The organism is Halobacillus salinarum, assembly GCF_022919095.1.
Lineage (GTDB): Bacteria > Bacillota > Bacilli > Bacillales > Halobacillaceae > Halobacillus_B > Halobacillus_B salinarum.
This window is the reverse complement of the sequence record NZ_CP095073.1, coordinates 1,509,636-1,530,249: the sequence shown is the minus strand read 5'-3', so window position 1 is coordinate 1,530,249 and position 20,614 is coordinate 1,509,636. Positions and strand designations below refer to the sequence as shown.

Annotated in this window: 22 protein-coding genes; 5 read left to right on the top strand and 17 right to left on the bottom strand. The window is 41.0% G+C overall.

Features of this window, described 5'->3' with window-relative positions:
• Window positions 1-72: 72 nt before the first annotated feature.
• Window positions 73-453 (top strand): DUF2512 family protein, encoded by a 381-nt coding sequence (locus tag MUN89_RS07785; protein WP_244712699.1) that lies wholly within the window; start codon window positions 73-75, stop codon window positions 451-453.
• A 167-nt stretch (window positions 454-620) separates the two neighbouring features.
• Here the strand turns inward: MUN89_RS07785 and MUN89_RS07780 are convergent, their stop codons facing one another.
• The 3 genes from MUN89_RS07780 to MUN89_RS07770 all read right to left on the bottom strand — a co-directional run bounded on the left by MUN89_RS07780 (window position 621) and on the right by MUN89_RS07770 (window position 3,030).
• Window positions 621-1,364 (bottom strand): SDR family oxidoreductase, encoded by a 744-nt coding sequence (locus tag MUN89_RS07780; protein WP_244712697.1) that lies wholly within the window; start codon window positions 1,362-1,364, stop codon window positions 621-623.
• An 80-nt stretch (window positions 1,365-1,444) separates the two neighbouring features.
• Window positions 1,445-1,909, bottom strand: coding sequence for a flavodoxin (locus MUN89_RS07775; RefSeq protein WP_244712696.1), 465 nt, complete (start codon window positions 1,907-1,909; stop codon window positions 1,445-1,447).
• A 755-nt stretch (window positions 1,910-2,664) separates the two neighbouring features.
• Window positions 2,665-3,030 carry a hypothetical protein gene (locus MUN89_RS07770; protein ID WP_244712694.1) on the bottom strand — a complete coding sequence of 122 codons (366 nt, stop codon included), beginning with the start codon at window positions 3,028-3,030 and terminating at the stop codon, window positions 2,665-2,667.
• A gap of 303 nt (window positions 3,031-3,333) precedes the next feature.
• Here MUN89_RS07770 and MUN89_RS07765 point away from each other — a divergent pair, with 303 nt between their 5' ends.
• Entirely contained in the window at window positions 3,334-4,629 is a 1,296-nt protein-coding gene (locus tag MUN89_RS07765) for a C15 family peptidase (protein WP_244712693.1), read from the top strand.
• Between the two features lie 153 nt (window positions 4,630-4,782).
• Here the strand turns inward: MUN89_RS07765 and MUN89_RS07760 are convergent, their stop codons facing one another.
• Window positions 4,783-5,655 (bottom strand): alpha/beta hydrolase family protein, encoded by an 873-nt coding sequence (locus tag MUN89_RS07760; protein ID WP_244712692.1) that lies wholly within the window; start codon window positions 5,653-5,655, stop codon window positions 4,783-4,785.
• 102 nt (window positions 5,656-5,757) lie between these two features.
• Here MUN89_RS07760 and MUN89_RS07755 point away from each other — a divergent pair, with 102 nt between their 5' ends.
• The gene (locus MUN89_RS07755) at window positions 5,758-6,735 is read left to right on the top strand and encodes a Gfo/Idh/MocA family protein (protein WP_244712691.1); all 978 of its coding nucleotides are present in this window, start codon (window positions 5,758-5,760) and stop codon (window positions 6,733-6,735) included.
• 40 nt (window positions 6,736-6,775) lie between these two features.
• Here the strand turns inward: MUN89_RS07755 and MUN89_RS07750 are convergent, their stop codons facing one another.
• The 11 genes from MUN89_RS07750 to MUN89_RS07700 form a co-directional block, all read right to left on the bottom strand.
• Window positions 6,776-6,943 (bottom strand): YfhE family protein, encoded by a 168-nt coding sequence (locus MUN89_RS07750; protein WP_244712690.1) that lies wholly within the window; start codon window positions 6,941-6,943, stop codon window positions 6,776-6,778.
• A 214-nt stretch (window positions 6,944-7,157) separates the two neighbouring features.
• On the bottom strand, window positions 7,158-8,198 hold the full coding sequence (locus MUN89_RS07745) for a zinc-binding dehydrogenase (protein ID WP_244712689.1): 1,041 nt from the start codon (window positions 8,196-8,198) through the stop codon (window positions 7,158-7,160).
• A 74-nt stretch (window positions 8,199-8,272) separates the two neighbouring features.
• The gene (locus MUN89_RS07740; protein WP_244712688.1) at window positions 8,273-9,061 is read right to left on the bottom strand and encodes a YibE/F family protein; all 789 of its coding nucleotides are present in this window, start codon (window positions 9,059-9,061) and stop codon (window positions 8,273-8,275) included.
• Window positions 9,058-10,167 carry a YibE/F family protein gene (locus MUN89_RS07735; protein WP_244713633.1) on the bottom strand — a complete coding sequence of 370 codons (1,110 nt, stop codon included), beginning with the start codon at window positions 10,165-10,167 and terminating at the stop codon, window positions 9,058-9,060. Before MUN89_RS07735 ends, MUN89_RS07740 begins: the two co-directional genes overlap by 4 nt.
• A 330-nt stretch (window positions 10,168-10,497) precedes the next feature.
• The gene (locus MUN89_RS07730) at window positions 10,498-10,752 is read right to left on the bottom strand and encodes a zinc ribbon domain-containing protein (RefSeq protein WP_244712687.1); all 255 of its coding nucleotides are present in this window, start codon (window positions 10,750-10,752) and stop codon (window positions 10,498-10,500) included.
• 24 nt (window positions 10,753-10,776) lie between these two features.
• Entirely contained in the window at window positions 10,777-11,133 is a 357-nt protein-coding gene (locus MUN89_RS07725; protein ID WP_244712685.1) for a hypothetical protein, read from the bottom strand.
• Window positions 11,130-11,402, bottom strand: a complete 273-nt coding sequence (locus tag MUN89_RS07720) for a hypothetical protein (protein ID WP_244712683.1) — start codon at window positions 11,400-11,402, stop codon at window positions 11,130-11,132. Before MUN89_RS07720 ends, MUN89_RS07725 begins: the two co-directional genes overlap by 4 nt.
• 352 nt (window positions 11,403-11,754) lie before the next feature.
• Window positions 11,755-12,351: a class I SAM-dependent methyltransferase gene (locus MUN89_RS07715; RefSeq protein ID WP_244712681.1), complete on the bottom strand. Its 597-nt coding sequence runs from the start codon at window positions 12,349-12,351 to the stop codon at window positions 11,755-11,757.
• Window positions 12,352-12,426: 75 nt separating this feature from the next.
• Window positions 12,427-13,062 (bottom strand): hypothetical protein, encoded by a 636-nt coding sequence (locus tag MUN89_RS07710; protein WP_244712679.1) that lies wholly within the window; start codon window positions 13,060-13,062, stop codon window positions 12,427-12,429.
• A 41-nt stretch (window positions 13,063-13,103) separates the two neighbouring features.
• Window positions 13,104-13,919, bottom strand: coding sequence for a lipid II flippase Amj family protein (locus tag MUN89_RS07705; protein WP_244712677.1), 816 nt, complete (start codon window positions 13,917-13,919; stop codon window positions 13,104-13,106).
• A 204-nt stretch (window positions 13,920-14,123) separates the two neighbouring features.
• Window positions 14,124-15,485, bottom strand: coding sequence for a DUF2254 domain-containing protein (locus MUN89_RS07700; protein ID WP_244712675.1), 1,362 nt, complete (start codon window positions 15,483-15,485; stop codon window positions 14,124-14,126).
• Between the two features lie 344 nt (window positions 15,486-15,829).
• Between MUN89_RS07700 and MUN89_RS07695 the strand changes: the two genes are divergently transcribed.
• On the top strand, window positions 15,830-16,456 hold the full coding sequence (locus MUN89_RS07695) for a YesL family protein (protein WP_244712674.1): 627 nt from the start codon (window positions 15,830-15,832) through the stop codon (window positions 16,454-16,456).
• 117 nt (window positions 16,457-16,573) lie between these two features.
• Window positions 16,574-17,980 (top strand): sulfatase family protein, encoded by a 1,407-nt coding sequence (locus MUN89_RS07690; RefSeq protein WP_244712672.1) that lies wholly within the window; start codon window positions 16,574-16,576, stop codon window positions 17,978-17,980.
• A 114-nt stretch (window positions 17,981-18,094) separates the two neighbouring features.
• Here the strand turns inward: MUN89_RS07690 and MUN89_RS07685 are convergent, their stop codons facing one another.
• Together MUN89_RS07685 and MUN89_RS07680 are read right to left on the bottom strand one after the other, a co-directional pair.
• Window positions 18,095-19,492: a sulfatase family protein gene (locus tag MUN89_RS07685; RefSeq protein WP_244712670.1), complete on the bottom strand. Its 1,398-nt coding sequence runs from the start codon at window positions 19,490-19,492 to the stop codon at window positions 18,095-18,097.
• A 23-nt stretch (window positions 19,493-19,515) separates the two neighbouring features.
• The gene (locus MUN89_RS07680; protein WP_244712668.1) at window positions 19,516-20,400 is read right to left on the bottom strand and encodes an AraC family transcriptional regulator; all 885 of its coding nucleotides are present in this window, start codon (window positions 20,398-20,400) and stop codon (window positions 19,516-19,518) included.
• Window positions 20,401-20,614: the final 214 nt, after the last annotated feature.

The following is a 20,614-nucleotide window of genomic DNA, read 5'->3' as shown; positions in this document are numbered from 1 at the left end:
GTGATGCGGTTATGGACGGCTTTTGACGGATTGGAGTGTACAATAATTCTTTTCACCTCAAAAGGAGGATGTATGATGGAGCATAAAAAAGCCCTCACCATTAAAGGGATTTCGACGCTGGTATCCTTATTTATTGTTCTCACTTTTGGATATGGAGTTTCCATCTGGAGTGTCCTGATCGTAACAGTCATTCTTGGAGGATTATCGTATTTCTTAGGAGATTATTTACTGCTTCCAAAATTCAAAAACCAGGCAGCGACGGCAGCCGATTTTGTATTAACCTTTGTAGTTATCCTTGCCGCTGGCAGCTGGATTCTTTCACCTGAACAATCTATTTGGCTGGCAGCTCTCATATCAGCCGTTGTAATTGCTACTGTAGAATACTGCTTTCACATTTATCTTGCATCCCGTGCCCTTCCAGCAAATAATATTGTGAAAGCCGATGTTTATTAAGCTATAAAGTACAAACTTAGACGGTCGAGATCATTCTCGATCGTCTTTTCTTGTGAAGAAGATCGATGAAAACCGATTGGGTTTCCGTTGTAAAACGATGATCCTTGGTCATTATTAACGCCATCCCAAAGAATTCTTTGGGATGGCGTTTGTTTAGACAGCTATCTTTATAAATCTTGCTCAGTTGGCCGGACAACAATTTCATTGATGGTAACTTCCGGAGGTTCCTCCAGAGCGTAACGAATCGTCCTTGCGATACTATCAGGCTGTATAGCCATTGAATACAAGTCTTCTGTCCCTGATTTCATATCTTCATCAGTAATCGTACTCGTCAGTTCAGTTGAAACAGCACCAGGAGAAATAATCGTTGCTCGAATATTGCTTTCTTTTGCCTCTTCCATTCTCAAACCGTCTGTAATCGCACGAACGGCGAATTTTGTGCCACTATAAACAGCGCTTCCTGGGAATACGACATGACCTGCCACGGACGAAAGGTTAATAATATGCCCTTGTTTTCTTTCTCTCATGTGTGGCAGGACAGCTGAAATTCCATACAGCACACCTTTAATATTCACATCAATCATTTTATCCCATTCATTGACTTTCTGTTTATTAAGCAGTGATAACGGCATAAGACCTGCATTATTCACAAGGGCGTCAATTTGGCCGAATTGATCTTGAGCAAATTCCGCCAACTCCTCCACTTCTTCATACGAAGTTACATCAGTTACTTTATAGGCAGCACGCTTTTCGTCGCTGTTCAATTCATTTGTTAATTCCTGCAAACGCTCTTCACGACGGGCTGCCAATACTAGCTTGGCGCCCTTTGATGCAAGTTCTTTGGCCGTTTCTTCGCCAATTCCGCTGGAGGCACCAGTGATGATGACTACTTTATCTGTAAGGTTTGCCACTTTTATTTCCTCCTAATGTTGCAAGTATAGTTCTCAACCCCTGTTTCCTTTCCCTTTTCAATTTAAACATCAGAATCGGTTTACAGTTCACTTAAAACCCCCAGCTTTTTAACAAATTCCCTGGCAAAAGCTTTACACTCTTTTGTGTCTTCCTCACCTGGATCTAAATCGACTTTTAAATAATCGAGAACTACGTTCGCCCCGCATTCTATAAACCGGTCGCCAAACTTATGAATAGCACCACCGTAATCAGGATACATGGAATCACATGAGCCAAAGAGCGCCGTTATTTTTCCCGTTAAATCTACTTCTTGCAAATCATCATAGAGATCCTCCATTTCATACGGCAGATCCCCGTCTCCCCACGTATATGTACCTAGAAGAATCGCATCATAATTCTGTAATTCTTCCATAGATATTTCATCAAAATCAATATGATAGGCCGTTACAGCAGCTCCTTGTTCGGCTGCTTCCTGCTTGATAATCTCTGCCATTTCTTCTGTATTTCCAGACATGCTGGCGAACAGCATGATAATGTCAGTCATCTTTATCTCTCCTCTATATTTATTAACTTAAGAATAAGTGATAATGATTCTCATTGTCAATTAAACATAAAAAAGAGTCATTTTATTAAATGACTTGTTTATTTGAAGAACGATACTGTTTGTGAAATAGATCCATTCAGATCACATCGTGCCACATACCCTTGTGAAACATAGGACGCTTCATTTTACCTTTTAAAAAATCAGGAACTTTCACAGCCGTTTCATTTCCTGGAATATGCTTCCTGTCGTTTAACTCTTTCAGGAAGTGGAACTCCCTATTATACAAGCCATTTTCCTAAGGAGCTCTCCTATGAATCATGACAAGAAGTTACTAATTAACATGGCAAATGGTGACAAACTGGCTATGGAATACTTTTAAGATAAATATGAAAGTCACGTCAATAACCTCATCGCACAGACATTAAAAAATCCCCCGCAAAGTGAAGAAGTAGCGAGGGAAATTTTTAAACTAATAGGGGAGCATCCTTTTTTCTTAGATAAGGATAAACATGTGTCTGTCGAGCTTACAAAGCTTTGTTTAACATTCCTGCGTAAAAGAACAATGATTGTCAGCTAAGTTCCCGTTCAAGAAAGGATCCACCCTTGCGGAAAGATGAACCGGGAAATCTTGAACAGTAGTACAGGGGAATTATACAAAGAGTGGATATACATAGGGAAACTAAGCGCAACCACTTCTCACACAGCAGTTCCTGCTTCTTTTTTTCGTCACTTTCCCCATTATACTATGAGCACATTTATAAATAAGAGTAATTAATGCAGCTTCGTATTTCCGCTGCGACCTGCTCGGGTTTGTCGAGTTCAATCACGACAAACCTGTACTGATGGCCGCTCAATTCAATAATGACCAGCGGTACTTGATGTTCATAGGAAAGAAAGTACCAGTTATCCTGATATTTAAATGTTCCTTCAAAAATATTCAGCGGGGAAATGGACGTGCCAGGCATTCGGACAGTCCACGCCGGCGGCTTAAAATAATCGACTACCGTACTTTTAATCGTATGATACGGAATTCTGACTTCTTTCTTTAATGCGAATAAACGGATCACCAAGCCAAGTTTCACCACAAGTTCAGTGTCTTTATACTCCAGACTCCTTCTCATGCTTCTCTCCTCCAAAAGAAATAATTTCGTCAGATGGCTTTGGTCGTCTAAGCTATTTCTTTCTTCTATTTTACTATATGGTCAAGTATATAGGGGGTTTCCAATTTTTAAAAGTTCTTAAAGACTCCGTGGAGGGTAGACCTTACTTCTTATTTATCAACTTCTTTTCCCTCATTCCTTTTTCTTACTCCCGCACGACTAAGTTCTCAATTTCTTTTCAAATAATTCAAACTATTTGAAAATTTCCCTGTTTCTTCTTACAATGACCTCGTCTAAATATAATTAAACTAAGGAGGACGTAGGATGAAAAATGTTAAAATAACAAGTCTAGCTTTAGCAGGTTTCCTTGCCCTCATAGGTATGGTTGCAGCTTCTCCGTCACAGGCAAGTGCTAAAAGCAACAGCTGTTACGACACCGATACTCCATTAACCCCGGAAGAACAGCGAATCGAGGACGGTTCCCCTATTCCCCAACAGATTATGGAAGATGCAGACTTCACTAAATTTGCCCAACGGTTTAAGAAAAAGCTCTGTCAGGCAAAAAATTCGAAGCAAGCTGAAAAAGCAGTTCAAAAACACGGTACGCATCTTTGGAAAATCGCAGTAAAACGAGCACAGGGAAAACGCTCTGATCTCGGAACACTTGATTCGTATGATGACCGTCCACTGTATTGGACGAGACTACATATGACAAAAACACTTCGCCAATGGAGTCCTGGGTTTGAACTTTCTGAGAAGAAACGCGACGAATTGATGAAGGAGCTTGAATATACTTCGCGAGGTATCACAACCATTCATTTTCCAAAAGCGAGAGGTGTGAAGCGAATTCTTGTGAGTGGATTTGATCCGTACCGATTAGAGCAGGAATACAGGCGAACGAACCCATCTGGTGCTGCGGCTCTTCAATTGGATGGGAAGAAAGTCATGACTGACAGCGGACCAGCGATTATTCAAGCCGCTAACTTTCCTGTCCGCTGGGATGACTTTGATGAGGGCATAGTGGAAGATACATTTGGTCCATATTTAAAAGAAGGAAAACAACAAATTGACCTGATGATGACCATCAGTCAAGGCGGACCAAAAGTCATGTCTATTGAAGGTTATGCTGGCCGCTGGCACACAGGTGTAGGCAATAACTTAGAAGATCGTTCAGAAGAAATCCCTACGGTTTCAGACTGGCCGATGCCGGATAAGCTGCCGGAGTTTATCGAGACTACCCTGCCAGCTGAAGCCATGATTGAAGCAGGCACTGGCCCGTGGCCGGTAAAACGAAATGACGAAGTATGTGAATGGCTCGCACCTGAATATCAGGATCAACCTTACGTATGCAATGACAACGGGCCGACCGCATTATCCAAAGCCCGTGCTGGAGGAGGTGGCAGCTACATGTCAAATGAAAGTCAATACCGTTCCAATCGGGTCAGACTCGGACTAGGCGCATACGATATTCCAGGCGGCCACCTGCACGTTGCTGCTCAAGAATACTATCCTGAAGACAAAAGCGTCTATATCACTGATCAATTTAAACAATTCCGTAAAGACACGGTAGATCAGACAATTGAACTTGTAAAAGCGGCGGCTGGCGCCGTTAAGAAGTAAAAAGTATAACGTCTGCAGAGAAACTATCCTCTGCAGGCGTTTTTGTTGATGATGTAGAGAGTTTTCGATCCGCTAAAAGGTACACTTACCCAAAAATCATCATTCTAAAAGAGTTTTTCTTGTAAAAGTGTTACTTATGCAAGTATGAAGTGGTCACTCAGAGAGAAACTCTGCAATTTCTTTATTGAGTTGCTGGTGAAAACTTGCTCTATCAAACCCCGGCGGATCCTGGGAAGGAGGAAAATCCGGACGAACCAATTTTTCAGGGAAAGGAGACAAGAAGGAAAAGTGACCGCCATTTTCTATCATTCGATGCTGCATTTGATTCGGACCAGAAAGACCATTCAAAATGATATCCGAGTGAAAGGATGTGGTAATCTCGTCTTTTTCACCTGTGAGCATAAGAACGGGAACGGTCACCTCATCCAGCGCTCCTTTTTCTTTAAACCACACCGATGCCGGCGCCAGCAGAACAAGCCTCCCAATTCTTGAATCAGGTTCGACCTTTACGTTGCAGGAGTTTCCATCTGATGATTCCCGAGGAAGCGAGACCGGCCTTCCACCTGCCGCAGCTAGAGCTGTGTAGGCGCCCATAGAGTGACCGATAATGGCTGCGTCTTTTTGTCTCACGTGACTTGCAAACTCCTCACTGTTCATAAACCAGTCAATAGCAGCGCTAAGCTGCTTCGGACGGTTTTCCAGATTTTCTACTGTGCCTTCCAAAGAGTTATCCGTAAGGTTGTTAAAGGGATGCTCAGGCAGTCCGACAACAAATCCGCACCGTGCCAAATAACGTGCCAACGTTCGATAAACATACGGCGTTCCACCGGTACCGTGAGAGATGATGGCTAAAGGATGTTCCCCTTCACTCACGGGCGCATGTTTGGCTGCCTTCAATACATAGGGGCCCACTCTTTCTTCTGTTTCCAGAATGGAAGTTGGATACATGACCAGCATTGGAAACGTGAAACCTTTTTCAGCGACTTCTACCTGCTGATATCCACAAGTATGGCATTCTTTTTGCATAGTGTCATCATCCTTATTCTTTGTGATCGTTCTAATCGATTGTATAATAAACGTAATGAAATTAGCGAGCACCATTAAACATTAATAAAAAGGCGGGGTACTATGAAAAAGGTAAGCTGGGGAATTATCGGCTGCGGCAATGTGACAGAAGTCAAAAGCGGTCCAGCCTTCAACCAAGTAAATAACAGTTCGTTAACGGCCGTCATGAGAAGAAACGGGGATTTAGCAAAAGACTACGCCATGCGACATGGGGTGCCGAAATGGTACGACAAAGCGGAAGATTTGATCCAGGACCCGGAAGTTAATGCGATCTACATAGCCACACCACCAAGTTCACATAAACCTTATACCCTTATGGCAGCAGATGCCGGAAAGCCTGTGTACGTAGAAAAACCAATGGCTTTAAATACAGAAGAATGCCAGGAGATGATTAATTACTGCAAGAGCAGAAAGGTTCCGTTATTTGTAGCCTACTACCGCCGTTCTCTTCCGCGTTTTCTTAAAGTAAAAGAGCTGTTAAACAATGGTTCAATCGGCGACGTCCGATTTGTATCCATGCAGCATTTAAAAAGACCCATTTCTAAAGATGAAACGGGAGCATGGCCTTGGAGAGTTCAGCCGGAAGTTAGTGGCGGAGGACTTTTTTACGATTTAGCTTCCCATACCCTGGATTTAATGGATTTTCTTCTCGGACCTATAGCAGATACAAAAGGATTTGCCGCAAATCAGGAAAATTCTTACCGAGCAGAAGATATCGTAAGTGGAAGCTTTCAATTTGAGAGCGGTGTGATGGGAACGGGAGTGTGGAGCTTTTCATCCTTTAAAAATGAAGATCGAAACCGAATAGTAGGCACAGAAGGAGAAATCCGTTTTTCCTCTTTTGATCACGAGCCGATTACACTCGAAAAAGCATCCGGTATCGAACATTTTTCCATTGATCACCCAAAGCACATTCAGAAGTACTTAATTGAAAGAATCGTAGAAGAACTGTTAGGAAATGGTCATTCTCCCAGTACCGGCGAAACCGCACTTCGAACAAACCGCATCATGGATGCACTCGTGGAAGAATACTATTCTTAATATAGCTCAATAGAAAAAAGCAGCTGACAACCAGCTGCTTTTACTCTTTCAGATTAGGATTTTCATTTTTTGCTTCTTTGACGCGAGGTTTACGATATCCACCTGCGATATCCGCTTGTTTAAACTCTTTAGCATAATGAACCTCTTGAGCGTCAGACAGCTCCACCTTTTCTCCTCGAATTGGTTGATACTGTGCATTTCTTGCCATAGTACTCATCCTTTCTTGGAATTAGGTTATATGCACTGTTTCCCGGCACACTATGGAAATAAACCTATTTGAATAGAAAAACTTTGTATTAGATTCCGTATTCACTTCAAAATCGCGCCAAGACTTACATGCAGGTCGTTTCTTTAAATAAACCCAGGAGTCAAACTCCTCGCTGTAGTTTGACTCCTGGGTTCATAAAAACAAATCGATCGTTCTACCCTTCAGGCAGTAATAAAATTTTTCCTAATTTCCCTTTGTTTTTAAAGTAATTTTGAGCTTCTTTAGCTTTTTCAAGTGGGAACGTTTGATCAATAACCGGTTTGATTTTCCCTGCGGAAATCGATTGGAGCATGTCTTTAAACTCAGCTCTAGTGCCCAGCACAGACCCATACATCGTAATGTGCTTAAGATATAGAGTTCTAAAATCAAGATTTGTTTGCTGTCCGCCTGCTGATCCTGATATACAGAACTTCCCACCTTTCTTTAGAACATGGAGAGAAGTGGAAAACAAAGCATCTCCAACCACATCCAAAACGGAGTCAACCGGTCCTCCGTTAATCTCTAAAATGGTTTCAGCAAGTTCATCAGATTTATAGGAGACAACATAGTCGGCGCCTAAATCCTCCATTTTCTTCTTGCTATCCAAATCACCGATAACCGCAATTACCTTGGCGCCAAAAACCTTAGAAGCTATTTGGACATTTAATGATCCAACACCACCATTTGCCCCTGTAACCATCACCGTCTCACCGTGCTTAACTCCGATCTGCTTAACCATATGCCAGGCCGTTAACCCGCTCACTGAAAACACAGCACTTTCGGCATAGTCAGCAAGCGGCATATCAAAACAAAGCTCAGCCGGCCACGCCACGTATTCCGCATAACCCCCGTCGTATTCGGAGCCAATAAAAGACATATCCTCCGAAATATGTTCAACCCCTTCTTCTCCACTAGAAGTAAAAGGGAATAACACTACATTTTTCCCCACCATAGTCTCACTTACTTTTCTCCCTGTTTTTACGATTTCTCCCGTGATGTCTGAGCCAGGGATACGAGGAAATTGCACGCCCTCAGGTCTCCATCCGGATTTAGAGCCGGTCCCGTAGGCTCCTTCTCTCATCCAGATTTCTGTGTTGTTAATGGCGCAAGCTTTGACTTTAATAAGAACTTCATGTTCTTTAGGTTCGGGTATCGGGATTTCTACCACTTTTAACTGATCGACATCTCCATATCCTGTTACTTGTACTGCTTTCATATGATCAGCACCTTTCTATTTATTCATTCCGATTATTATTCCACAATTTCCAGATTTTCGTTCCTCTAAATTTTCTATTCTTCGCTTACTTCCGATCTTTGCTGCTTATCCCTTGCCTTAATTGCAAAATAGGCATTGATCCACGCCGTAACCGGAATAATTAAAGCGACACCAATTCCAGCACAGAAAATAGTAATCATCTCACTACTGAAGATTTTCGAATTTACGATTTCTCCAATCGAATAGTCCAAATCTTTAAACCAAATAAGCAGGGCTAAATAGCCGCCAAAAAAAGCAAAGAATAACGTGTTAGTATCCGTCCCCAAAATGTCCTTCCCAATCCTCATTCCAGATAGAAATAAATTTTTCCTGCTGATAGAAGGATGGTGGTTCAAGGTTTCTCCCATGGAAGATGTAATGGATATCGCTACTTCTGTTATCGCACCTATAGTGCTCATAATAATGACAGAGGCTCCAATTTTGACAAAATCCACACCGATATAAAGAGAATAAGGAGCAAGCTCCTCTGATTGTTCTTCACTGAAGCCTTGAATCATGGCAATGTTCGTTACAATATCAATCAATAATAGTAATACAATGATCGTGATAAGCGTAGAAAGGAACGCTGTGGCAGTTTTCCTATTCACTTCATTAATGAAGAACAAGTTAATACAGCTAATGACGGCGCAGGCAATCATTGTGATAAAGATCGGATCCATGTCCGAATCCATCATAAAAAAGACTGTGATCATGAGCACGCCAAAATTAAAAAACAAAGAAACAAAAGACAACGCGCCCTTCGTTCCACCTATACTAATCATCAAAAGCAATAAAATGACGGACAATAGTAATAATACATTCATAGTCTATTCCTCTTTCGATTGACGAATAATACAGAAGTGTACACGGCTATTGGAATGGTTAATACGATACCAATTCCTCCAGCCAGGGCACGGGCAAATTCCAAGGAAAGGTTCATAGAAAGAGTAAACCCTAGAGCTGAAGCATTTTTTAAATACAAGATCATCGAGGGTATAGAACCGCTTACGTAAACAAAAAACAAAATGTTGGTCAACGTTCCCATAACGTCTTTTCCTATGTCCATACCGGATTTTCTCAGAGCCTTTATGCTTACGTTGCGATTCTTTTCATAGAGGCCAAAAATAGACGATGCAATGGTAATAGCCACATCCATTACTGCCCCTAACGAACCGATAAACAGCCCTGCCATAAACACCACTTCATAGGGCCTGGTCAGAAACTGCATCTCTTCATATCTCAAACCACTTCCATCCGTAAGCTTGATCGTGCCATAAGTGATAGATAATGATAATAAGATGCCCAGCAGTGTTGCTGCAATCGCGGCATAGGTCATTTCATTGAAACCATTCAGGAGCAGTAAAGAAATGATGGTAAATAAAACTACCAATATACTGCAAATCCATAACAGACTGGTGTCTGAGTGATTCACATAAACGTCCAATGCAATGGAGATTAAGGAGACGTTGACCGCCAAGCTGATCATGGAGAAAAAACCTCGTTTCTTTCCAACAATCAGTAAAGTTAAGATAAAAATCCATCCTACAAGCAGAACATACTTGTCCCGTTTCACATCTGTGATCGAACCAGTTAACTGCCCTTTTTCCTTTGATTTATTATCAATGGAAATAAACAATTCATTTCCGACTCGGTATTCTTGATCATAAGCACCAGACGAAGAGTACTTATTCGTTAAGTGCACTTCTTTACCTTTTTCTTTCCCATTTTTAATTTCAGCTGTGATGCTCTGTTTGAATACCTGATCTTTATTATCATGAACATCCTTCACTTGATTCGAATCTTCCACCTTGGTATCTACAACCTGGGCTACCGTTCGTTTGTAGAAAGAACTATTGTGATTCACAAATAAAACGGAGCCGGCAATGAAAAGTCCTATTAAAGTATAAATAATCAATTGTTTGTAAGTCATTTTTCCAAATATTTTTCCGATCGCATTCAAGAATAAAGCCTCCATTCGGAAAGGATCCAGCAAAAAATCGCTGCTCTTGGGAACATGATTATGTGTAAGTCTTATTAACAATGGACTTATCATAGCAGATATTTATCTACAATTCCAAAGGAGAAAGGTTTAGCCTGTTCACTTCATTATTCGTCTTCATGTAAAAAAACCACACACCTTTTTTTACGAAGAATGTGTGGCCTGATAGATTACATACCCGTTAAATGTATTTCCTCTCTGTTCATAGCATTCTCTGATAAAAATAAACAATTTTTCCTTGTTTCATCCTGTAAGTCATGACTAATTCCACCTCTCCAATTTATGAAGATTTTTCACATATAGTCCAGCCAAAAACTTTGGAAAACCCATTTCGATGCATTTGTTTTTTACAAGTTGTTTCATTTCATCAACAGATATGTCCTCGTTCGTAAATTCTCCTGCTTGATAGCAGTGCGTGCAGTACATAGAACTTTTCTCTAAATTATGCTCAGTTCCTCGATCCTCGATATTTTTTAACGGCATGGCACAGCTTTGACACTTTTTATATTCTTTCATAAGATCACCTCCATAGATAATTAATTAAGCATCTAATGTTTTATAGATTCTTCTAACTCTTTTCAGCTGAGGAGCGGTAAGGTATGTTTCTCTTTTTCGTAACACCTTTAAAAGATCCTCTTTATTTTCAATTGTTACGGCAATAAGAGTGCTTTCAGCATGCTGAGGAATTTCCTTTGGTCTGCAATTTTCAAGGTGATGGAGTAAAAATGGAAAAATCGCATCATTGTTTTCTCTACTAACAGCTGCAAGCTTCGCAAGAGTAAGAACTCCTTTATCGACTGTAATAACCGAACCAATTTTCATGGCATTTTTTATTGTGTCAAGATGAGCCATAAGTGTTTCTGATGCTTCATCAGTAATGGTTGCTATTGCAGTCATACCCCCCACACTAAACGATTATTGCGGCTCCTTAGCAGCTCAATAAATTGGATGGCATACTTGCTTATCAGTACTGGGTTAACTTGTCCAATTTCATACGCCACTTTAATACAATCATACTGTATCTTTTTATCCTTGGAGGATAGGTTTTCCATTATTTCTTCAATACCTGCATGATTATCCTCTTCAGCTAACTTATGAGCCAACGTTATATTAGGCTCTTCATCCTTTCTACTGAGTTGTGAAGCTAATTCATTCACTACTGACATAACCATTCCCCCATTATTTCATCTTTAAAATAACCGATCACACCTGCATGTTGTGAGACACTTCATACATTCCCACCTATCCACCGATGAATTTGCCATCTCCCGTATTCTTGATAAGTTTGTTTGTCATTCTATTTCGCTAAAAACTGAAAATAACCTTCCGAAAGAAAAGCTTCCTTATGTGAGATAATCACTCAACCCCCTTTTCAGCATAATAAAAGCCAGCATGAAATGCTGACTTTAGCTGTGTCATATATTGTAACTCCATTTTTTTCATTGGAAGCTCATAAACGAAGGAATAGTCATTTAACCTGTTGCAATGCGATTGTGATTCATAATAGTAACCATCTGCTCACTTTATACTACTGGATATAAACATCGAGGCATCTTGATTCATAAAAATATGTTCCCCATGGAAGAAGGTCTTGATTTCATTTGATTTAAATCCAACTTCAGATAAGGTTTTTTTCAGTTCCTCATGGAGAAAACCATTATGAACCTTTGGATGATCGATTTGATCGTTTTTATCAAAATCAACAATGATCAGCCTGCCCCCGTCATTCAAAACGGTGAATAACTTTTGTAAAATTTTCTTAGTATCAGGTATATGAAGAAGCACGAGGGACATTAAAACGATATCTGTCTTCAGTTCAGGAGTTTCTTTAGTAAAATCCGAGCAGCGTACTTTTGCGTTGAAAATGCTCTCGTTAGTGATCTTAGCTTGTGCCACCTCCAGCATTTGTGCCGAAGAGTCTACTAACAAAACAGAATTTACTAAATCTGCGATTTGTAAGCTAACTAAACCCGTTCCACTTCCATAGTCCAGCAGCGATTTTGTTTTAAGATTTAGTAATGCTTGTCTTACTTCCTCAGCTATAACTTGGGCTAATTTCCTTCTTTCTTCCGTATCATATTTTTTGGCCAACTGTTCAAAAATGTTATTTTCCATAGTCGCACTCCCTGTTTAACTAAATTAAAGTTATAGCAGCCTTGAACCATTACCTTATTTTCGAGACACTTTTAACTAAGATTCCTCATCTTTCAATTCCAATATAAAAACGAGCGCAAATTCTGCGTCTTTTACTGATTTTGGCAAAGTTGTCAAGTCCTCATGTAATGGTGTGGTTAATGTATTCTTACTCGTTCCAATCAAGTACGCCAAATAAATTGGTTTCCCTTTTATTAATTTAATTTCCTCTCCCGGTTGTTCAAAGAGAAAGCTGCCGATGTCCCCAGGAATAGTCGTTGAGCCCCTTGCATAACCATTCGGCGAACCAATGGTAACATAAGCAGCTTTCTTTTCCAGCTGGATCTGGAACGAGTGCAGTGCCTTATTGAATTTCTTTTCTTCGCCTGAGCCAACAGATGACATTACTTCTTCACCTTTCTCACCCTTTTTATAAACCTGTACCGAAGTAACTAGTACATCTCCTTCTTTCACTTCTCCATCAACTGTGTAGAAAGTTTGGTGATCATTCCCCATTTGATTGACCAGAGTCTTTTCACGTTCTGAAAGATTTGCTGGTTTAACCTTTAGAATAGAAGCTGACACTTCCTGACTAGAAGCGCCTGCATTTTTTTGTTTCGATTCGCTGCTTCCTTGATTTGTACAAGCTGCTAAAAGCAGCATCACTACGACGAGGGTGGTAAACCACTTCATAAGCTCTCTCCTTCCCTTTTATCCCTTTCCCATTACTTATGTTAAACGATAAATTGAGTGAACCATGCAATGTACTCTGCCCCAGGAATGAACAGCAGTTGAGCCAGTAAGGTCCCAAGCAGCCTCGAAGTAACCATCATAAGCGACGCATTTCTTAAAGTTAAATAATTCCCTCGCTTATTAATGACGTCATCTGCCATCACTGATATTTTCGGATCCACAAACACCACTAACAGTATAGTAGCTATGCCATTAATTAAACCTGAAGACATAATGACAGTATTGTTTCTATCTGGAGCCAGAAGCGCTGCATACAACGCTGATAAAACCCCTACTGTATAAATAGAAGTTACGAGCATATTTATCAAAAACAATCGTTTTGGTATGTGAGCTAATGAAAAGTTTTTTAAATACGTTCTATTTGGAAAATGCATCTGGTTTAAGCCACGTTTAATATAATCCAGTGTAAAAATGGTCTTAAATAATGAAGGGACAGACCCTCCTTGTTGAGATAGATGAATGATCGCTCTTGAAAATAAAGCCACAAACGTTGGTAATAAAATAATCCCCACTAACGTGCCTATTGTAGAGGCACCAATAATAACCCTGTACTGATGCTCCAGAAAAGATAGAGTATTTGAGCTTGGAGCAGTATCCACCAAGCTCCCTGTAAAGGGTTGCTGCAGCATATTGGCCATTCTTGAAACGATCACCATGATATTAAATAAAGACAATGCAGACGCAATCAAACCTACCCGCGCTCCCGATAAGCGCACAGCATAAGCCAGAGTTTCAATGGTATGTATTATTAAAATGAATAAAGAAATATAAATTAATTTTTCCGTTACAAACTCCAAGCGACGACCTCATTTCTATTATTCTCGTTAATATGAAAATTTTAACATAATAAAGGGAACAATGACGCACCTAGATACGATTAGCAATCGAGTAAATCTGTTTATCCCCCGTTCAAATATAAAAAGGCGATCATCTTTTAATAGATAACCGCCCTATTGAAGAACCCAACCAAATCTGCCTTGATTGTGCCACCACTTATCCATTTAAAGAGACGAAGGTACATTGGCGGCACTCTTTGAGCTGACCCGCTGCAGCATGTATTCAAGCAGGAAAAGATAATCTTTCTGATTATCCGTGTTTTTAGCAAGCTCGGATAATTGCTCTAAAATATATAAGCAGTCATTTTCATAAAGGCTGTAGTTATCAAACCCTAAAATGGTCTGGCGGGCAAATTCCCACAGATCTTTATGAACCTCCTTATCCATCGTTTTACTCAGCAGGGAAACCATCGTTAACAGCTCAGTCATCACTGTTGAGTTCTGGTTAGCATATTCTCGAATGGAAGCAAACCCCTTATGAAGATGATAGCGGAAATCTTTTTGATTTAAGATAATCCGCAGCTCCTGTTCCTGGTCGAAAAGGTAAGGAGAGAAATTCGTAGACTGGCCAATGCTTTTCAACAAATCGGTAATCTGATGAATCGTATTCGTAACGGTAAGCGGATCATTATGACCAAAAGCCTTAATTGCTACTTCGGCAAGCTTAATCAGCCCATACTCCAGATCCTGAATTTCTGTTTGTTTGAGGCCGATTTCAATGGACTTGAAGTAGCGGTCGGAATGAATACTTTTCCCGTATTCCCAATACGTAAACAGAGGGGTTCCTTCTACTACAAATTCCCCTATTCTAACTTCGAATCTTAAGAGAATATTATCTTTATTCGCTAGTTTAATAAGTCTTGAAAAGTCAGCGACTTGAAGATAACCTGATTGGCTGGCTTTTATCACTTTTCCATTAGACTCAGGAGGAAGTGACTCCCTCTTTATCTCCTTATCAAGGTGGTAGGGCCCTAATTCTTTTTCCAGTGAAGCCTGCACCGATTTGGACTTGGCATTCATATTGAAGCTGATATTGTGAACCTGCATCCAGGTGGCTGTATGGTTGATAAAATAAATAAAGGTCACGGCAGCGGTAATTGCCGTCAAAATGGAAAAGACAGGCGTCGCAACAATATACTCATCTTTTTCGTGGGTTACGTATAAGAAGTTTAAGAGCACGTAAATAAAACTTCCGTTAAAAATACCGAGCACGTGCTGGGTTGCCCGGTCACTGACAAAGTTCACCAGCATTTTGGAAGAAAATTGACCGCTGAACGTCGTCAAGGCGACGAGCAGCGAGTTAATGGTAAAAGCACTCAAGGTCAGCACCCCGCCTACGAGTGCACTCAAAAGCACCTGCAGCGTCTGACCACTGAAACCAATCGCCGCTGGCAGATACAAGCTGACATTAACTACATAATCAAGGTAAAAAGTGAACACGGATAAACAAACTGCTCCAATGATATACCAAAGAGGGGTAAACCAAAGGGTTGATTTTAGTTCACTTTTCCGCTGACGTCTCGACATTTTAAGATATTTCTTTATATAGTAAAAGAACCCCATCTAATCACCATTCTTACAAGTTTTTTAAATACTCCTATTTCCTACCCTGAAAAGAAATACATTAACCTGAATATTCTTGGTTCGATGAAAAATAAGGAAAATTACCGAAAAATTCCATATTATTCTTAAACTAGAAGAGTTCCGTAGACGGATAAGCCTCCCTATATATAAAATGCATAGACTGATGAAATCATCAGTACAGTTTTGAAGACTCATTTTCCAGGATAAGATTTTTATACAAAAACTCTTTCCTATTTGATACAATTTTATAAAAGCGCTTACAAATAAATAGAAGAGGAGGTTAGGCTTTGCATACTGGGTTAGGATTTCTTAAGATTCCCGAGTGGATTGTAAAATTCGCTTATCTAAATCTATTATGGTTCTGCTTTTCCCTATTAGGTGGAATTGTGCTGGGAGTATTCCCAGCTACTACGGCTATGTTCGCTGTGGTACGTCAATGGCTGCTTGGGGAAACGGAGATCCCTGTATTTAAGAGATTTTGGAAATTTTACAAACAGGACTTCCTAAGAAGCAGTCTGCTTGGCTATGTCCTTTTCGCTGTCGGCTTCACCTTATACGTGGATTTTATGCTTCTTGATCAATCTGAAAATTCATTTCGCTGGCTGCATTTTCTCTTACTGATTCTGTCCTCAATCTACGTGTTGACTCTCTTGTATGCTTTTCCAGTTTTTGTTCATTATCAAATGAAGGTGTTCCAAGTATTGAAAACCGCCTTTCTTGTGATGGTTATTTCTCCTTTATCCACCATTATGATGATTGCCGGAACCCTCATTATTTATATAGTCATTCTTTATTCTCCAAGTTTTCTCCCGATCTTCAGCGCCAGCCTGCTGTCCTTTTTGATTATGTGGGCTGCAGTTTTATCTTTCCAGAAAATTGATAAAAAGAACAAGGTAACGAAACAGGCTTCCTAGCAAGGCCGGATCGACCATGAAGATGGCTTGATCGGCTATCGTGAAAACCATTAACAAATAGTACAATAATGGTAAAACGTCATTCTGGAATTTGTTTATCCAATAGGAGGCCATTACGTGAAAATAATTATGATGTCACTTGATTCTTTAAGGGCTGATCGATTAGGCTGCTATGGTTACCACAAACCGACCAGTCCTCATATAGATAAAATCGCTTCTGAAGGGGCTTTATTTGAAAGCGCTTACTCTCAAGATATTCCTACAGAAGTTGTTCATACTTCTATCTTCACAGGCAAAGCGGGGCTGCGGACGGGGGTTGTCTCTCATGGTTCCACATTGTCGCACCTCCCAAAGTCTACAGAGTGGCTGCCGAGTATGCTGCGGCAAAGCGGATTTACTACTGGAGCTGTCGATAATTTATATCATTTACAAGAATGGTTTGCCCGAGGTTACCGCTATTATATCAACAGCGTCGGGGAAAAACGGTGGATCGATGGAAAAACGGTCAATGAACTGGCCAAACCGTGGCTACGGGATCATAAGGATGAAGATTTTTTCTTATTCCTTCATTACTGGGATCCCCATACTCCTTACCTCCCTCCTGATGAATATAAACAATTCTATGATAGCAGTAGTGATCCATACGATCCTCACAATACAAGTATGGATGGTGCTTACAACCATTTGGCTTATCCTTTTTTTAAAAACCATCATTTTGACCTGATCGGCCCTGTCACGGATGCCCAATACGTGAATTCCCTGTATGATGCAGAAGTTCGTTACTTGGACGACAGGCTGAAAGAAGTCGATGATTACTTAGAAGAACTGGGTATTAAAGACGATACTATGCTCATATTGTTTGGAGACCATGGAGAAAGTCTGACAGAACATGATATCTATTGGGATCACTGCGGTTTATATGAACAGACGGTTAGAGTACCTTTGATCATGAGAATGCCCTCTTACATTCCGGAGGGGAAACGTGTGAGTGGATTTGTCCAGCAGGTCGATTTACTCCCGACTATTTTAGAGTCCATAGATAAAGCAGCTTCCTCTCGTATAAAGTGTCCCGCCGTTCCAGAGAAGATAGACGGAAAAAGTTTATGGCCGGCTATGCTTGGTCAGGAACAAGGTACACAATCGAGGATTTACTTAAGCGAATGTGCCTGGCAGTCTGCTCGCGGGATCCGGACTGAACGGTACAAATTTATCCGCAATTACGACAGCGGATTATTCACGAGACCAGATCAAGAGCTCTATGATTTAAAAGCCGACCCAGAAGAAATGGTGAACATTGCAGATTCTTTCCCTAAGCTGGCTGAACAATTTGAAAAAGAACTGGATGCCTGGATAGATCTTATCCTCCAGGGGAAAGAAGATCCCATGATGCATCAACTGAATACAGAAGGCCTGCCTTTCCGAAAAAGGATCGAGAATATACTAAATGAAGTCGGCCTTACTTGGGAGGAGTGGAAAGAGAATCCATCGCGGGAACGTCTGGAATCACTCTTATTACAAGCGTAAAAGCTAACTCAGAGTCAACTAACACTTTTTCCTTTTGATAAATAGTAATATCAATAATAAATGCCGAAAACTAAAACGAAAACCGGACCTCCAAAAGGTCCGGTTTTCTCTCTTCTATTTAACTGTTTGCTTCTTATCATCCGCCTGCAGGCCTTTTGCTTTTGTTATAGATCCCAAATACATAGTCTCATAGGCTTGCTGGGAATCTTCCATCGGCTCCTCACCAAAGCCATGATAGCCGGTGTTAGTGTACATCGGATTGACCCTGCCTGTTTCCCTCTCACGCTTGGCGATGTATGCCTTCATCCGTTTTTGCAGCAAGGCGGCTACTTCAGGCTCTTCGTCTGCCACATTGCGATTTTCTCCCGGATCTTTGATAAGGTTATACAGCTCTATTTCAGGCTTGAAGTGAAAGTCCGGCTCCAGGGCCTGAATCAGCTTCCATTCTGGAGTACGCCAGCCATGTTTACGCATCCATGTACATTCGGTAATGTAAAATTCAGCTACTGGCTCTGGTCCATCTCCATTAATCATGTTAACAAGGCTTCGTCCGTCGAATGGAAGGTCTGTTTCGATACCGATTATCTCCAGGATCGTCGGGGTAATGTCCTGAATTAATGTCGGATCCGTCAGACGTTTTCCTTCAGGGAGCCTGCCTTTATACTGAAAAATCAGTGGAACGACCAGGCAGTTGTCATACATACCGTGATGGTCGAAGTAACATTCATGCTCGTACAGCGTTTCGCCGTGATCGGCTGTCACTACAATTAATGTTTCTTCTTCTATTCCCAGCTCTTCAACTTGAGCGAAGATATTTTGGATGCATGCATCCATGTAAGCGATCGCCCCTTCATACTGAGCAATGACATAATCCTTATCGGTCACACCTTTCGGGATCCAGGATTTAAAGAAATCAGCATGTGGTTTGAAGTTATAGACGGGTTCCATTGATTTATTGTCCGGATCCTTTTCATCTCCGGCATAAAACATTCTCTCGAAAGGACGAGGAGGCATGTAAGGCGAATGCGGGTCCATATGACGCAGGAACAAGAAGAAAGGTTTTTCTTCTGCCTGCAGCCGTTTCAATTCAGGGATGGCAACGTCGTTCAGGTTTTCTGCTTTCGGACATCGTCCCGTTTCATCCGGCAGCCATGCTTCGTAGTCCAAGTATTTTTGGAATCCTCTTGCAGAAGGATTATTGGAGAATCCGACACAGGTCGTATTGTAATCATTATCCCCTAATATTTCCGCTAATGTTTTCGTACCTTCGCCCATAGGTCCCTTATGCCTCAACGCGACAACGTCGGTGCCAAAGCAATCCCTGCCGGACAACATGGATGCATACGCCGGAGTAGTCGGAATACTTGGGCTGAAATGTTTTTCGAACAAAACCCCCTCTTCAGCAAATTTGTCAATGTGCGGGGTGGTTTGGTGGTAGTAACCGTAACTGCTCATGAAATCCCTTCGCAAACTATCAATACCAAATAAAATGACATTTGGTTTATTCGTCATCCCTGATTCCTCCTTTAAATGGTTTATACGAGCATCCCTTTATCATGATCTAAACCTCTGTATTTGCCAGGAGAACAGCCAACCTCCCTTGTGAATAGACGAGTGAAAAAAGCTGGATCGTCATAACCTACTTCCATAGCGATTGTCAGCACTTTTTTGTCTGTATCGGTAAACAGCTTTTTCGCTTTGTTAATCCGGACATGGTGTACGAATTCAATGACCGTTTTTCCTGTTTCTTCTTTAAAAATACGGTTTAAGTGTCTGGAGCTTATATTGAACAACTCGGAAAGAACACCTAATGACAGCTTTTGATTGTAATGACGTTCGATATAGCCGCAAATACGCTGAATAAAAATTTTCCGTTCCTGCTTACGGCGGCTGGCCTTACATGGGAATGTCGCTTTTTCCCCGTAATACCTCGATAGCTGCAACAGAAGCTGGACAAGCTTGAGCCGAATCAGTGTCATGTAGTCGCTCCGTTTTTCCACATATTCTTCAATGATGGTTTCAAAAGAAGATAAAACGGTTACGGCATCTTCTCCCCTTAAATTCAAACAATGATGAAACCGATCATTCGTATTGAGAAAGGGGTGCACATAGAAATAATCCATCGATTCGGAAATGCCAAGCCCTCTCAGCCATGCTTCATCGAATAGAGTGGGCATGAACAAGCAGTTGATGATCTCAAACCGGTGCCCGTGGCCGATTTTATACGTATGGACTTCACCAGGATTAATAATGAACACATCTCCTGCTTCAATTCCATAGCCTTCCCTTTCAAAAATATGCTCTGCCTCCCCTTCCAGTACATAGACCAATTCAATAAAATCGTGATCATGGACTGGCGGCAGGTTTCGCTTCGTGTGGATTTTCCGATTGATACAGAAAGGGAAGTCCTTTTCACTCATAAACTCACTGCTTTTTAACCTCATCAAACCTCCGCCCTTCGTTTTCTTCTGAAATCAGCCTTCCACATCATAAGGAATTGAAGTGAATAAAGCCAACGCTTCCTGGGACGAATATACGAGCCTGATGTACAAACCGGCAACAGGAATGCTGCTCTTTAACTTGATCGTATGCAGAATAACTCTACCTCTTCTCGATGTTTATCCATCAGGTATA

What these genes read in the sequence shown, in the direction of transcription:
- MUN89_RS07785 (WP_244712699.1), top strand. Translation starts at nt 73, where the DNA reads ATGATGGAGCATAAAAAAGCCCTCACCATTAAAGGGATTTCGACGCTG.
- MUN89_RS07775 (WP_244712696.1), bottom strand. Translation starts at nt 1,909, where the DNA reads ATGACTGACATTATCATGCTGTTCGCCAGCATGTCTGGAAATACAGAA.
- MUN89_RS07770 (WP_244712694.1), bottom strand. Translation starts at nt 3,030, where the DNA reads ATGAGAAGGAGTCTGGAGTATAAAGACACTGAACTTGTGGTGAAACTT.
- MUN89_RS07765 (WP_244712693.1), top strand. Translation starts at nt 3,334, where the DNA reads ATGAAAAATGTTAAAATAACAAGTCTAGCTTTAGCAGGTTTCCTTGCC.
- MUN89_RS07760 (WP_244712692.1), bottom strand. Translation starts at nt 5,655, where the DNA reads ATGCAAAAAGAATGCCATACTTGTGGATATCAGCAGGTAGAAGTCGCT.
- MUN89_RS07755 (WP_244712691.1), top strand. Translation starts at nt 5,758, where the DNA reads ATGAAAAAGGTAAGCTGGGGAATTATCGGCTGCGGCAATGTGACAGAA.
- MUN89_RS07750 (WP_244712690.1), bottom strand. Translation starts at nt 6,943, where the DNA reads ATGGCAAGAAATGCACAGTATCAACCAATTCGAGGAGAAAAGGTGGAG.
- MUN89_RS07745 (WP_244712689.1), bottom strand. Translation starts at nt 8,198, where the DNA reads ATGAAAGCAGTACAAGTAACAGGATATGGAGATGTCGATCAGTTAAAA.
- MUN89_RS07740 (WP_244712688.1), bottom strand. Translation starts at nt 9,061, where the DNA reads ATGAATGTATTATTACTATTGTCCGTCATTTTATTGCTTTTGATGATT.
- MUN89_RS07735 (WP_244713633.1), bottom strand. Translation starts at nt 10,167, where the DNA reads ATGACTTACAAACAATTGATTATTTATACTTTAATAGGACTTTTCATT.
- MUN89_RS07730 (WP_244712687.1), bottom strand. Translation starts at nt 10,752, where the DNA reads ATGAAAGAATATAAAAAGTGTCAAAGCTGTGCCATGCCGTTAAAAAAT.
- MUN89_RS07725 (WP_244712685.1), bottom strand. Translation starts at nt 11,133, where the DNA reads ATGACTGCAATAGCAACCATTACTGATGAAGCATCAGAAACACTTATG.
- MUN89_RS07720 (WP_244712683.1), bottom strand. Translation starts at nt 11,402, where the DNA reads ATGTCAGTAGTGAATGAATTAGCTTCACAACTCAGTAGAAAGGATGAA.
- MUN89_RS07715 (WP_244712681.1), bottom strand. Translation starts at nt 12,351, where the DNA reads ATGGAAAATAACATTTTTGAACAGTTGGCCAAAAAATATGATACGGAA.
- MUN89_RS07710 (WP_244712679.1), bottom strand. Translation starts at nt 13,062, where the DNA reads ATGAAGTGGTTTACCACCCTCGTCGTAGTGATGCTGCTTTTAGCAGCT.
- MUN89_RS07700 (WP_244712675.1), bottom strand. Translation starts at nt 15,485, where the DNA reads ATGTCGAGACGTCAGCGGAAAAGTGAACTAAAATCAACCCTTTGGTTT.
- MUN89_RS07685 (WP_244712670.1), bottom strand. Translation starts at nt 19,492, where the DNA reads ATGACGAATAAACCAAATGTCATTTTATTTGGTATTGATAGTTTGCGA.
- MUN89_RS07680 (WP_244712668.1), bottom strand. Translation starts at nt 20,400, where the DNA reads ATGAGTGAAAAGGACTTCCCTTTCTGTATCAATCGGAAAATCCACACG.